The sequence below is a fragment of the Streptomyces sp. NPDC054813 genome (genome assembly GCF_053611365.1).
In genome coordinates this window covers 73,973-86,625 of record NZ_JBSHAF010000029.1, presented here as the reverse complement: position 1 = coordinate 86,625, position 12,653 = coordinate 73,973, and the positions used below count along the sequence as shown (strand labels likewise).

Annotated in this window: 11 protein-coding genes; 5 read left to right on the top strand and 6 right to left on the bottom strand. The window is 69.3% G+C overall.

The window, feature by feature from the left end; all coding sequences use genetic code 11:
* Positions 1-25: 25 nt before the first annotated feature.
* A complete protein-coding gene (locus ACWGJB_RS41400; RefSeq protein WP_453385185.1) occupies positions 26-2,629 on the top strand; it encodes a PA14 domain-containing protein in 2,604 nt (867 codons plus the stop codon).
* Positions 2,630-2,796: 167 nt separating this feature from the next.
* Here ACWGJB_RS41400 and ACWGJB_RS41395 read toward each other — a convergent pair whose 3' ends face one another.
* The 4 genes from ACWGJB_RS41395 to ACWGJB_RS41380 form a co-directional block, all read right to left on the bottom strand.
* Positions 2,797-3,417 carry a TetR/AcrR family transcriptional regulator C-terminal ligand-binding domain-containing protein gene (locus ACWGJB_RS41395; RefSeq protein WP_453385184.1) on the bottom strand — a complete coding sequence of 207 codons (621 nt, stop codon included), beginning with the start codon at positions 3,415-3,417 and terminating at the stop codon, positions 2,797-2,799.
* 96 nt (positions 3,418-3,513) lie between these two features.
* The gene (locus ACWGJB_RS41390; protein WP_453385183.1) at positions 3,514-3,846 is read right to left on the bottom strand and encodes a nuclear transport factor 2 family protein; all 333 of its coding nucleotides are present in this window, start codon (positions 3,844-3,846) and stop codon (positions 3,514-3,516) included.
* A 72-nt stretch (positions 3,847-3,918) separates the two neighbouring features.
* On the bottom strand, positions 3,919-4,818 hold the full coding sequence (locus ACWGJB_RS41385) for an SDR family oxidoreductase (protein ID WP_453385182.1): 900 nt from the start codon (positions 4,816-4,818) through the stop codon (positions 3,919-3,921).
* Positions 4,819-4,878: 60 nt separating this feature from the next.
* Positions 4,879-5,619 (bottom strand): SDR family oxidoreductase, encoded by a 741-nt coding sequence (locus ACWGJB_RS41380; RefSeq protein ID WP_453385181.1) that lies wholly within the window; start codon positions 5,617-5,619, stop codon positions 4,879-4,881.
* A 404-nt stretch (positions 5,620-6,023) separates the two neighbouring features.
* On the opposite strand from ACWGJB_RS41380, the gene ACWGJB_RS41375 reads away from it, so the two are divergent.
* Positions 6,024-7,667: a phosphodiester glycosidase family protein gene (locus ACWGJB_RS41375; RefSeq protein WP_453385180.1), complete on the top strand. Its 1,644-nt coding sequence runs from the start codon at positions 6,024-6,026 to the stop codon at positions 7,665-7,667.
* A gap of 211 nt (positions 7,668-7,878) precedes the next feature.
* Here the strand turns inward: ACWGJB_RS41375 and ACWGJB_RS41370 are convergent, their stop codons facing one another.
* Both ACWGJB_RS41370 and ACWGJB_RS41365 read right to left on the bottom strand, forming a co-directional pair.
* Positions 7,879-8,607: a methyltransferase domain-containing protein gene (locus ACWGJB_RS41370; RefSeq protein WP_453385179.1), complete on the bottom strand. Its 729-nt coding sequence runs from the start codon at positions 8,605-8,607 to the stop codon at positions 7,879-7,881.
* Positions 8,608-8,928: 321 nt separating this feature from the next.
* A complete protein-coding gene (locus tag ACWGJB_RS41365; protein ID WP_453385178.1) occupies positions 8,929-11,001 on the bottom strand; it encodes a glycosyl hydrolase family 28-related protein in 2,073 nt (690 codons plus the stop codon).
* Between the two features lie 216 nt (positions 11,002-11,217).
* On the opposite strand from ACWGJB_RS41365, the gene ACWGJB_RS41360 reads away from it, so the two are divergent.
* The 3 genes from ACWGJB_RS41360 (at position 11,218) to ACWGJB_RS41350 (ending at position 12,479) form a co-directional block, all read left to right on the top strand.
* On the top strand, positions 11,218-11,454 hold the full coding sequence (locus ACWGJB_RS41360; protein WP_453385177.1) for a hypothetical protein: 237 nt from the start codon (positions 11,218-11,220) through the stop codon (positions 11,452-11,454).
* Positions 11,451-11,720: a hypothetical protein gene (locus tag ACWGJB_RS41355; protein WP_453385176.1), complete on the top strand. Its 270-nt coding sequence runs from the start codon at positions 11,451-11,453 to the stop codon at positions 11,718-11,720. Before ACWGJB_RS41360 ends, ACWGJB_RS41355 begins: the two co-directional genes overlap by 4 nt.
* Positions 11,721-11,831: 111 nt before the next feature.
* Positions 11,832-12,479 carry a class I SAM-dependent methyltransferase gene (locus ACWGJB_RS41350; protein WP_453385175.1) on the top strand — a complete coding sequence of 216 codons (648 nt, stop codon included), beginning with the start codon at positions 11,832-11,834 and terminating at the stop codon, positions 12,477-12,479.
* Positions 12,480-12,653: the final 174 nt, after the last annotated feature.

The window sequence follows — 12,653 nt, the reverse complement described above, 5'->3', positions numbered from 1 at the left end:
ACCCTTCCTCACCCAAGGAGGATTCGTGCGCATCAGACCTCTCGGACAGCGCCTCGCCCTGCTGCTCGCCGCGGCACTGGGCCTTGCCGGCCTCACCGCGGCACCCGCCGCCACCGCGGCCGACGACCCCGTCGAAGTCCACGGCCTCAAGGGCGAGTACTACACCCAGTCCGCCCCCGGCGCCTTCGACTTCCACGAGCTCAAAGCCACCGGGTTCGACCCGAACCTCGACTTCGACACCCTGGAGCCGCGTCTGAACTTCGCCACCGGCCAGTCGGACGACGTCAGCGTCCGCTGGACCGGGAAGATCGTCCCGGAGAAGACCGGCCCCACAACCTTCTCCATCATCGGCGACAACGGCTTCCGGCTGTGGGTCGACGGGCAGCTCGTCATCGACCACTGGGTCGACGACTGGGACCGCGAACAGACCGGCCAGCCGGTCGTGTTGACAGCGAACAAGGCCTACGACATCAAGGTCGAGTACTTCGAGCACTACGGCGGCTCCAACCTCCACCTGCGCTGGACCCCGCCCGGCGGCACCAAGACCGCCGTACCGCAGTCCGCGTTCCGCCTGCCCGACGGCTACGACTACGACGGAGCCGTCTCCACCGCCGTGCTGGCGAGCGGCCGTACCCTCGCGCTCGAGTTCGCGCAGCCGCTCGGCGCGCCGGCGGCCGGTCTCGGCGACCACCTCGACGCCGTGATCGGGGGCGCCGCCTGGCCCCTCGGGGATGCCCGGCTGGACTCCGCCGACCCCCGGAGGCTGCTGATCACGCTGAAGGAGCCCGTCGTCGGCAACAAGACCGGCACCGCGTCAGGTCTCGCCGACGTGCGCTACGACGGTCAAGGCGGCTTGACCGGCACCGGTGGCAACGTTGTCAACTCCTTCTGGAGCAGCGGTGCCAACAGGTCGACGTACGAGTTGCGCACCAAGTGGGCCGACAAGGTCGGGCCGGGCAACGCCCACCCGGAGTATCCGAGGCCCCAGCTCACGCGTGGTGCCTGGCAGAACCTCAACGGCACCTGGCAGTTCGCCGCAGCCACGGCGGGAGAACAGCCGCCGGTCGGCAGGAAGCTCGGCGAGAAGATCCTCGTCCCGTACCCCGTCGAGTCGCAGCTGTCCGGGCTCGAACGGTACGAGGACCGCATGTGGTACCGGCGTACCTTCACCGTCCCGGCCGGCTGGAAGATCGGCTCCGGCAAGAGGCTGCAACTGAACTTCGGCGCGGTCGACTGGCGAGCGGAGGTGTATGTCAACGGCACCAAGGTGGCCGAACACCAGGGCGGATACGACAAGTTCAGCGCCGACGTCACCGACGCCCTCAAGCCCGGCCGCACCCAGGAGCTGATCGTCGGCGTCTACGACCCCACCGACGCGGCCGACGGTGAGAACCCGCCGGTCGGCAAGCAGCGCCTGGACCCCAGCGGCATCTGGTACACGCCGACCTCCGGTATCTGGCAGACGGTGTGGATGGAACCGGTGGCCGCCGACCATGTCGACCAGCTCAAGCTCACTCCGAACGTCGACGCCGGCACCCTCACCGTCGAGCCGCAGGGCGTCCGCGACGGCCTGCCGGTCACGGCGACGGCCTACGAGGGCAAGCGCAAGGTGGCCACCGTCACCGGCCGCAGCGGCACACCTCTGACCCTGCGCATCCGGAACCCGCGTCTGTGGTCGCCCGACGACCCGTTCCTCTACGACCTGAAGGTGAGCGTCGGAGCCGATCGGGTCGGCAGCTACTTCGGGATGCGGTCGATCAAGGTCGAGAAGGTGAACGGTGTCCCGCGCACCCTCCTCAACGGCAAGCCGATCTTCATGATGGCCACTCTGGACCAGGGCTTCTGGCCGGACGGCCTGTACACCTCCCCGACGGACGAGGCTCTCGCCTACGACCTGAAGATGCACAAGAGCATGGGCTTCAACGCGGTGCGCAAGCACATCAAGGTCGAGCCCGACCGCTGGTTCTACTGGGCCGACCGGCTCGGCCTGATGGTGTGGCAGGACATGCCCGCGATGACGGCCGGAGTGAACCCGTCCGCCCAGGCTCGCTCCGAGTACGAGCGCGAGATGAAGCAGATGATCGACGAGCACTTCAGCAGCCCGTCGGTCGTCATGTGGGTCACCTTCAACGAGGGCTGGGGCCAGTACGACATGGCCCGCATCGCCGACCAGGCCAAGTCCTGGGACCCGACCCGGCTGGTCAACTCCATGTCCGGGCTCAACCTCGGCGACGACGGCGGCACCGGCGACATCATGGACGAACACGGCTATCCCAGTCCGGCCCTGCCGCCCCACCCCGACGGCCGGCGTGCCCTGGTCAGCGGTGAGTACGGCGGCCTCGGCCTGGCCGTACCGGGACACGCCTGGTCCGTACAGCAGTCGTACGTCGACGTCGACCCGGCGACCTACACCGACGACTACCTGGCCAAGCTCGCCGAGGTCCACGCGCTGGCCTGCAAGGGCGGCAACGGCGCGGTGTACACCCAGATCTCGGACGTGGAGGGTGAGCTCAACGGCCTGCTGACGTACGACCGCAAGGTCGTCAAGCCCGACGTCCAGCGGCTCAGGACGGCCCAACAGGCGCTGATCTCCGACGCCTCACGGGCCACCCCGGCCGGGTGCGCCTGACACCCGCCCGGAACCGGCGAACGCCTCCCCGCGCTGCGCCGAGTGACCTGCGCCGTCCGTGAAAAGGGTGCGGTCCGCCGCCGTCCATGAGAGGGGTACGGTCCGCCGCCGTCTTTCGGACGGCGGCGGACCGCATTCCCGCCGCTGTCACCGGGTTCATCACCGGACTACTTCGGGCGGACTCCGTCCAACAGGTTGTTCACGAGTCCGATGATGAAGTCGTCGGTGACGGGTTCGTCGGGGATGAGCAGCCGGTGGTAGACGGCGCCCCAGAGCTGGTCGACGAGGATCTGCACGTCGACGTCGGTGCGGATCTGGCCGAGCTCCTGGGCTCGGTGGAGGCGTTCTCCCGCCAGCCGGCGCCGCTGCGACGAGTACAGCTTCCGGTAAGCGGTGGCCAGGTCCTGGTCCGTCTGCGACTCGCCGATGAGCTCGGCCAGTATGCGACCGCCCGGGGTCTGGGTCATGACCTGGGCGAAGGCGCGGAGCTGGGCGAGCAGGTCGGCGCGGATGTCCCCGGTGTCGGGGAAGGCGAGCGTGTCCTCGACGGCGTGGAAGTAGCCGTCCAGGGAGAGCGCACCTCTGGAGGGCCACCATTTGTAGAGGGTGGTCTTGCTGACGCCCGATGCCCGGGCGACACGTTCGAAGGTGAGGTCGCCGACGCCCTCGCTGAGCAGCAGGTCCCCGACGGTGCGCAGAACGTCTGCCCGGACCTCGTCCGCGGGCCGGCGCCCCCGTCCGCGAGCGTTGCCCTCCCCGGCAGCGGGTCGGTTCGCGTCGTTCGCCATGTGTGCTCCTGCTCGGTTGCCGGGGGTCGTGTCGAGTCGGTTTGCAGGTGGGCGCTTGCCCGCGTCGAGTCTGCGCGTGTCATGGCACGCGCGGTGTCACGGAGCGATCCGCAGGCTCGCGATCAGCCCGTCGCGCAGGCGGAAGGTCATGGGGCCGGTGCCGTTGTAGCCGTTGCCGGTCACGGTCAGGGTTGCGACATAGGTGTCGGATGACGCGCCGGGCTCGATCGCGTCCAGCGCGAAGTGTGCCTGTACGCCTATGTTGTCGGTCCGGTCCCAGGCGCGCACGCCGTCACGGCCGTGGAACTCGCGACCCCAGTCGTTGAGCTCGGCGTCGTGGGCGAACGCGGCGGCGAACGCCTCGGCGTCGCCTTGGTTGGTCGCCTCGACGAAGGTCTGGATGGCGGCGGGGATCTCGATGATGTTCATGGTAGGTGCCTCCTCCGTGAGTGGGGCGGGGGCGCAAGGCCTGACGTCCCCCCCGTCCCGGGCCAGGGGTTTTCAGCTCTGAACGGCGAGTACGTCGGCAAGGCCGATGCGGGTGAGGAAGCCGCGGCGGATACGGTCGGCGGTCTCGGAGACCTCCTTGGATCCGTCGTCGGCAGGGTCGATGTGCACGCGGTAGGGGCGCCGTCCGGCGGGCAGGGCGACGATGCGGGCGATCTCGTCGGAGACGAGCGACGCGGGCGCGTCCTCGGGGGCGAGGGCGGCGAGTTTTGTCGCCACCTGATCCATCAGTCCGGGGTACCGGCTCTCGTACTCGGCCTCGACGGTGGTGTCGTCGGGGTGGCCGGAGTGAGCGAAGTGGTTGGTGCCGTTGGTGAACGAGCCGGGGACGACGATCGAGGTCTCCACCCCCCAGCGGGCGAGTTCGCCGGCGTAGGACACCGCGAGGGAGTCCATGGCCGCCTTGGCGGCGAAGTAGGGGGCGAGGTAGGGCGGGGTGCCGCCTTTGACGCTGGTGCTGGACACCCAGAGCACCAGTCCTTGCCGGCGCCGGCGCATACCCGGCAGCACGGCGCGGTTGACGCGCTGGGTGGAGAGGACGTTCACGTTGTAGAGCTCGGCGAGCTGGTCGGGGGTGAAGGCCTCGGCCGGCCCGGTCACCATGTGTCCGGCGTTGTGGATCAGCACGTCTATGTGGCCGTGCTCGGCTTCGATCCGTGTGACGGCCTTGTCGACCGAGAGCTGGGAATTCACGTCGAGCTCGATGGACCGCAGGTCGACGTGGTGCTCGTCGGCGTAGTCGGCGGCGGCCTGGACCTGGGGAGCGTTGCGGCCGGTGGTCTGGCGCATGCCGGCGTAGACGGTGTGGCCGGCGTCCGCCAGCGCACGGGCGGTGAGTGCTCCGAAACAGCTGGAGGCGCCGGTGATGACGACGACGTTGCCGGTGGTGGACATGGACGTGGTTCCTTTCCGCAGTGACGGTGGAGGGGCACGGTGGTGCGTGTGCGGCAGGGGTCAGGCGAGTCCGCCGTTGGCGTAGAGGACCTGTCCGTTGACCCAGCGCGCGGGGCCGGCCAGGAACGAGACGACCTCGGCGATGTCCTCGGGCCGGCCCAGCCGCTCGAGCGGGGTCGCCTTGGCGAAGTTGGCGATGGTGGCATCGTCCTTGCCGTCCAGGAACAGCGGTGTGGCGGTGGGGCCGGGCGCGACGGCGTTGACGGTGATGTCCCGGCCGCGCAGCTCACGGGCCAGGATGAGGGTCAGGCCCTCGACTGCGGCCTTGCTGGCGACGTAGGCGCCGTAGCCCGGCAGCTGGGTGCGGACCACCGAGGTCGAGATGTTGACGATCGCGCCACCCGGGCGGACCCTGCGTGCCGCCTGCTGGGAGACGACGAAGGTCCCGCGGATGTTCGTGCGGTGCATCCGGTCCAGGTCGGCGAGGTCGAACGTCGCGATCGGTGCCAGCACCATGACGCCGGCGGTGTTCACGACCACGTCGATGCCGCCGAAGGCCGACTCGACCGCGTCGAACGCGGCGCTCATCGCACGTTCGTCGGCGACGTCGCCTCCCACTGCCAGGGCCCTGCCGCCGGCGGCGGTGATCGCGGCCACGGTGTCCTCGGCCCTGGTCTTGTTTCCCGCGTACTGCACGGCGACCGCGAAACCGTCCTTGGCGAGCCGCTCGGCCGCGATGCGGCCGATGCCGCCCGAGCCTCCGGTGACCAGTGCGACACGGTCGGTGGTGGGTGTGCTCATGGGGGTCTCCTTTTCAGGTGCTTCCATATGAACGGTTCGTTCATATAACCATGAAATGAACGTGCCGTCCATATCTGAGGGCGGGGGCCTTCCCGGGCACCGCCTACGCACGGCAACACGCCGCCTGAACTCAACCCCGCCTTCTCGACCGCACGGGCAGGGGCCCCCGAGCCCGGGGCACGGTGAGCGACGCGGCTTCCGGTCAGCCGTGCACGGTACGGGGAGGTCGCCGGGGCGGATGCCCGCTCACAGGGCGGCATATGAGGGTGTGTCAGATGTCAGACAGGCTTTTCCACCACGTGTCCGCCACTTCACGCAGGGGCCTTCCCGTGGGTCTGGGATGGCAGGGCGGGGCGGGTATGACAGGTGGCGCCGCACGAGCCGAGTCGTACGTCAGGAGAGGCATGTCTGTCAGAGCCGAGACGTTCGGGTACGCGGTACGGGGAGTGCGCCGGAAGGCGGGACGGGGTTTCGTGCTGGGCACCGCGCTGGCCCTGCTCGCGTTCGTTCCGCCGGCCGGCGCGAACGCGCGGACCGCGGACCCCGCCGCGGACACCGTCGCGGATGCCGTCGCGTGGACCACTCGGCACGTGGCGCCCGGGGTCGAGGTCCGTACCGGGGTGCTCAGCGACCCGCGGGCCGCCGGAGTATGGACCGTCACCGTCCAGGCTCCGGCCGTCAACCGCCTGACGGGTGCCGCCACCTGGGCCCCGCTGGGTGACCGCGGCTGGGCCGACACCGCTGTCGGGCAGTTGCGGGACGCGGGATTCGCGCCGCGCGTCGAGCGGGTGACGTGGGACCAGTACGCCGACACCCCGCACGGCACGATGGGGTGGCAGGTCAGGGTCGGCCGGTACGCCACACAGGCCGAGGCGGTGACGCGGGCCTCGGCGATGTCGGCAGCCGGATTCCGTACCTCGGTCGAGTGGACGGGCTACGACGGACGCCGCCGCGCCGACGCGGAACGCATCCATGTCGCCGTCGTCGATCCGGCCCGGCTGCGCGGCACGATCGAGGTGAGCGACGGCGGCGACACCGCCGACCGCGAGAAGACCTCCACGGTGGCCGCCCGTCTGGGCTCCCTGGTCGGCGTCAACGGCGGATTCTTCGTCACCTCCGACGCGGACGGCGTCCAGGGCACCTCGGCCGGGCTGTCCGCGGTGCGCGGCGAGTTGCAGTCCATGGCGGCCGGTTCCCGTGCCGCGCTGATCCTCGCCGACGGTGGACGGCACGTCCGGGTCGCGGACCTGTCCACCGGCGTGACCGTCCGTTCCGGTTCCGCCGTCCGCGCGGTGGAGGGCATCAACCGGGTCCCGGGCAAGGTGCGCAACTGCGGCCGCCCCGGCGCCGTGCCCACCGCACTCCCCCGCCAGGACGTCACCTGCTCGCTCGCGGCCGACCTGGTGAAGTTCACCTCCGAGTTCGGGGCGCCCCTGCCGACCGGCGCCGGTGTCCAGGTGGTCCTCGACCGGCATGGTGTCGTCGTATCCCGTGGTGTCCGGGGCGGCTCCGTGCCCGCAGGCGGCTCGGTCCTCCAGGGCACCGGGGCCGCAGGCGCCTGGCTCACCGAGCACGCCGGGACGGGCAGCCGGCTGGAGCTGCGGGAGACAGTGCGGGACGCCTCGGGCAGGCAGGTCCGGCTCGGTCCCGACGACAGCGTCGTCAGCGCGGCCCCGACCCTGGTCGAGGACGGCCGGGTCCACATCGACGCAGCCGCCGAGGGCACACTCGACCCGCTCGACCTCTCCTTCGGGTTCGCCTGGTCCAACGTGCGCCAGCCGCGCACCCTGGCCGGCGTCGACGGTCGCGGGCGGCTGCTGCTCGTGACCGTCGACGGCCGGCAGCCCGGCGTCAGCGAGGGCTTCACGCTCGCGGAGGCCGCCCGGTTCATGCGCTCACTCGGCGCGGTACAGGCACTCAACCTGGACGGCGGCGGCTCCAGCGCCATGGCCGTCGACGGCAGCCTCGTCAACGTCACGTCCGACACCACCGGCGAGCGTGCCGTCGGCGACACGGTCCAGGTCCTGCCGCGCGCCGGACGGGACTGACCGCCTGCGCGCGGCACCGTCGAGGCGCCGTGTCACCACTCCGCCGCCCCGCGACCCGCCGGGCGGCGGAGCCGCGCGCATCGGCAGTGAGGCCGCCGGCCCGGGCCGACCTGAGAATGCGAAAAGGCACTCACCCGAAAGCCGACACGACGACCACATCGGCCGCCGGCCACGACGCCGGTTCCGACAGTTGAGACCACCGATTCTCAGATCACCGAGAACAGATCACGGTGACGAGGGTGAACGAGGCGTAGAAGGAGCCCTCAGCGAGACTGGCGAACCACCGTCGGCCGCGGTCCCGCTGCACGTAACCGTCGTCGATGGCCTGCTGCATGTTGCGGCCAAGCCCCAGCGTGTGGTCCGCGTCGGCGAAATCCCGGAAGACCGGTGTCGTCGCGACCACCGTCTCCACACGGAAGCCCGCCCTCTCGGCGAACCGGCCCAAGCTGCGTCCGATGGTGGCGTTACGGACTACTTCCTCCGTGGTGTACCGGGTGAAGTCGCGGCTGGTCTGACGGTCCTCCGCATCGACGGCCAACGTGTCCCAGTCGGGCTCGACGAGCCCGACCAGAGCCCCGGATCGAGTGGCTCGGTGCAACTGAGCGAGAGCCGCGTCGGGCTCCTCGACATGCATCAGAACCCGGTCGATCTTGGCGCGATCCACCGATTCCGGATCGATGGGAAGCGCGTGTACGTCGCCCTCCCGGATCTCCACTCCGCGAAGGCCACTGGTCCGTTCACGTGCTTGGGCGAGCATGGCCGGATCGCGGTCGACGCCGATCACCGAGCCGTCCTCACCGACTCGCTCAGCCAGTGCAGGAAGGTCGGTACCCGGGCCGCAGCCGACGTCCAGCACGATCTGACCAGGCGCAATGTCCAACAGGTCGATGAGCTGCTGCTTGTAGGCACGGCCGGCGTTGCTGGCCGCGGCCCGCACCATGTACGAGGCCTGCCCCGGACGGGTCACACCAAGGGGCGTCGACATACACGCAAGTCAAGCAGGCCGACAGGTCTCCGAGCCAGCAACTCGATTCCACTGCCGCACGGTTACGGACTCCACCGCTGCGAACCGGCCAACCAGGTGGGCGGCGCCGGCGGGACGCGCATGCCGAGCACCGCGTCCACGGCCCAGCCGTACTCGGCAGCTCGCCCTCGGGGCCGGTACCGGCCCCGAGGGTTTCGAGCGCCTTTCCCACCCGGACGTATCGCTCCCTTTCGCTCCCCCCGCGAGCGGTGGTGTGACTACGTCGCCCAGCGTGCCTCACCAAGGTGCCGGGGCCGGTGGCGGGGCCACCGGGGGCCGGTCGTCGCAGGTGATGGTGTTCGGCAGTTCCCAGGACGCCAGCCAGGGGCCGGTCGTGCCACCTCCGTCGTTGCCGCCGAGGTCGTTCACCGCGAACTCGGAGCCGGAGGGGGGAAAGTTGAAGGATCCGCAGTTGTTGATGCCGACCGCGCCGACGTTACGGGCGTCCACGTTCTCGAAGGACGCCGATCCGGCGGAGCGGGCGCTGAGCACGGAGGTACCGGTGCCGTCCACGCGGATGTCCTTGAAACGGACGCCTCGGATCGCGTACTTGTCCTTCACCGGGAAGTCGGAGACCAGCATGATCGCGTTGTAGGTGTTGTCGAGGAAATGGTCGCCGGTGACCTGGATGTCGGCGTCGATGTCCCGCTCCAGGGCGTAGAACCAGATGGCTCCCAGGCCGATCTTCCAGTTGAGCTCGAACGGCCCTGAACGGACTGTGGTGTTGTCCGTGATCTTCAGCTGTCCGGTGAACGGCTGCGCGCCGAACCGGGAGCCGACCTGGATGGCGCTGCCCTCTCTGATGGGGTCGGCTATGAGGTTGCCGGTGACCGTGTTGTCGGTGCCGCCGTACAGGGCGATGCCGTTGGCGAGGACCGGGGTCTGCACGGTGTTGTGGGCGAAGACGTTGCGCGCGTCGCCCGTCTTCTCCGACCACATGGCCAGACCGTCGTCGCCGGTGTTGCGGACGAAGGTGTTGGAGACACTCGAATCGGTCACGCCGGTATGGAAGTTGAGGCCGTCGGCGATCTGGTCGGCAATCACGGTGCGGGTGACACGCAGACGGGTCATCGGGCCGTCGAACCACATGCCGACCTTGGTGTGGTGGAGGTAGAGGCCGTCGATCGTCGAGTCGCTGAGTGCCCCGCCGATGGCGTTGACCTGGTCGGTGTCGATGCGTTCGCGTACGTCGCCCTCGACGGCGAAGCCTGACAGGTGGACGTCGTGGCTGCCGCCGTCCGCGGCGTCCTTGCCGTAGAAGCCCACACCGGTGTGAACCGAGCCGTCGGGGGCGGGGGTGTCGAGGGTGACCTGGTGGCCCTTGACGATGGTGTACCAGCTGCCGGCCCCGACGATCGTCACGTCGTCCACGGTGATGTGACGGTTCACCTGGTACGTGCCCGGCGGTACGTACACCTTGAGGTGGTGTTTCCTGGCGGAGGCGATGGCCCGGTCGAAGGCGTCGCCCGCGTCACGCCTGCCGGTGGGATCGGCCCCGAACGCGATGACGTTCGCGGCGTGCTTCTCGATATGCGGCGCGCCCACGAGTTGTGTGTCGAGCAGGTCGATCACGGTCCAGGCCGCGGTGCTGTTCTTGGGCGCGGTGAGGCGGACGGTGTCGCCGGCCGCGTACCGCTTGCCGAGCAGCAGTCTCTGTTCGTCGTAGAAGTGGCTTGGCCTGAACGGCTTGTCGATGGTGGGCGTCGGGCTGGTGGCGGCGGGAACGCAACCGCATTCGGTGATCCACCAGTCGGGGTGCAGCAGGTCGCCTTGGGGGTCGTTGCTGAACGGGTACTGGTTGTAGAGCCAGGAGTACTGCGAGGTGAGGGTCATCGTGGTGCGGTGGCCGCCGCCCACGGAGACATCGAGGGGCGCGGTGATGCCGCCGCCTTCGGGTGCGTCGGGGATGCTGTACCGCACGGTGAGAGCGTTGGCCGCGCGCGGCAGGGTGAACTCGACGTACTGGCCCGGCTTCAGGCGCACCGCCGTGCGGCCGGATGCCTCCGAGGGCAGCGTGTAGGCGGTGCGGTCGGGGCCGATGACGGTGCCGTTCGTCGCCGCGTTCTCCGCCTCCTGTTCGACGAAGTCCACCGCGGCGCCCCGCCCCGCGACGAGGGCGGGATCGAGCCCGGCCCGGGTCACCGCCGGGGTGCCCTCACTGCCACCGTGCCCCGACGCCGCCGGGGCCGGAGCGCCGAGCCCGAGCACGAGTCCGGCGGCGACCGCGGTCAGCGCGACGAGGGTCCGAGCCGGTCTTCGCGCACGGCCTCTCAGCCGCTTCGCAGCCACGTGGTTGGTGTACCGCGCCATCGGATTCTCGTTTCTCTAGGAGCGGAGGTCACCGAGGGCAGCTCGGTGCACGGCAGCACGGCGGGAACGGGCCGTGCCGCTGCGTACCGGGACATTAGGCGCGGCAGGACGACCGGACAAGACGTCGGACGCTTCCTTCCATCTATCAGTACGGATCCTGCAAGCTATTGTCGATTCCTTGCGTACACGTTCCTTGCATAGATCTCGTTCTGCGGAGTGCAGGACGAGTCCCTCAACACCGAGGCATCCGGGTACGGCACGACCACCAACGCCGTCTTCGTCCACCACTCCGCCCAGACCAACACACATTCCTGCGCTGACTCTCCGGCCGTCATGCGTGGTCTGTGCGCCCTGCACCGGAACCAAGCCTGGAAGGACATCGGCTACAACTTCGTGGTCGACAAGTGCGGCACGCTCTTCGAAGGACGCAAGGCGGCATCGACCGACCGGTGATCGGTGCACAGGCCGAGGGGTTCAACACGAACACCACGGGCTTCGCCGTCATCGGTACCTGCACCAGCGAGGATGCCCCGATTGTCGCCAAGACTTCCATAGCCCACCTCGCGGCCTGGAAGCAGACCTGGGCTTCGGCCGCCAAGCACACCATCAAGATCGTCGTCAGTGCCACCAGCGGACGTCCCGCCGTCACCACCGACGGCATCGCCTACCTGCGACAGGACCGGGCAGACCGCGCTGCACATGCTCTGTCACGGCAGTAGGGGCTTGTGCTCAACTTCGAGTTGAGCACGGGCCCCTTGTGCCAGATCCTGTCTCGGAAATCCACCAAGCGGTGCCGTGTCGAGCCGGTGAGGGCCGTACGGTGCACACGTATGAAGGGCCTTGGTAGTCAGATCGCGTACTGGGACAGCGTCGGCGCGACGAAGACGTTCACCCATCCGGTGAATCTCAGCTGGTTGGCAGGGGTGGGTCCGAACGCTCGGGTTCTGGACTACGGCTGCGGATACGGCCGAGTCATGGCCGAACTGAGCGGGCACGGCTTCTCTGACGTGTCCGGCGTGGACCTGTCTCTCGCGCTGATCGAGCGGGGCCGTCAGTTGAGGCCTGACCTGCGATTCGCCGTTCTGGAGTCCCCGCCGGAGCTGGTTTGCGCGTCGGCGAGCCTCGATGTCGTCCTGCTGTTCGCGGTGCTGACGTGCGTCCCCGATGACAATGCTCAGCGGGCTCTGGTCGCCGAGCTGAGCCGTGCCCTGGCGCCCGGCGGGCTGCTCTACGTCAGCGACATGGTCCTGCAGCACGACGAACGAAACCATGGCCGCTACGCCGCCTACGCCCGGCGATTCGGCGGACCGTACGGGATCTTCGCGACCGACGACGGCGCGGTGTGCCGGCACCACGACATCGCGGAGCTTCGCGCCCTGTTTTCGGACTTCGACCTGGTGGACGAGCACCGGATCGAGGTCGCGACGATGAACGGTCACCGGTCGCAGGCAGTGCAGTTGCTGGGCCGCAAGCGGTAGCGATCACAGCCACTCGTTGATGGCCGCGATCAGTAGTCACCCGAAGCCCCGAGTGGCTCGGCCTGTCCATGGCACACGTCGAACAGTTGGCCTGTAGACACGTAGCGACCCGTGAGATCCGTGACGTCGCGGAGAGATGTCCATAACGACGGCCAGACCGGCAGGCCCTGCGCC

Excerpts from the sequence above, each read along its gene's own strand:
- ACWGJB_RS41395 (WP_453385184.1), bottom strand. The coding sequence starts at position 3,417 with ATGGCGAACGACGCGAACCGACCCGCTGCCGGGGAGGGCAACGCTCGC.
- ACWGJB_RS41390 (WP_453385183.1), bottom strand. The coding sequence starts at position 3,846 with ATGAACATCATCGAGATCCCCGCCGCCATCCAGACCTTCGTCGAGGCG.
- ACWGJB_RS41385 (WP_453385182.1), bottom strand. The coding sequence starts at position 4,818 with ATGTCCACCACCGGCAACGTCGTCGTCATCACCGGCGCCTCCAGCTGT.
- ACWGJB_RS41380 (WP_453385181.1), bottom strand. The coding sequence starts at position 5,619 with ATGAGCACACCCACCACCGACCGTGTCGCACTGGTCACCGGAGGCTCG.
- ACWGJB_RS41375 (WP_453385180.1), top strand. The coding sequence starts at position 6,024 with ATGTCTGTCAGAGCCGAGACGTTCGGGTACGCGGTACGGGGAGTGCGC.
- ACWGJB_RS41370 (WP_453385179.1), bottom strand. The coding sequence starts at position 8,607 with ATGGTGCGGGCCGCGGCCAGCAACGCCGGCCGTGCCTACAAGCAGCAG.
- ACWGJB_RS41365 (WP_453385178.1), bottom strand. The coding sequence starts at position 11,001 with ATGGCGCGGTACACCAACCACGTGGCTGCGAAGCGGCTGAGAGGCCGT.
- ACWGJB_RS41350 (WP_453385175.1), top strand. The coding sequence starts at position 11,832 with ATGAAGGGCCTTGGTAGTCAGATCGCGTACTGGGACAGCGTCGGCGCG.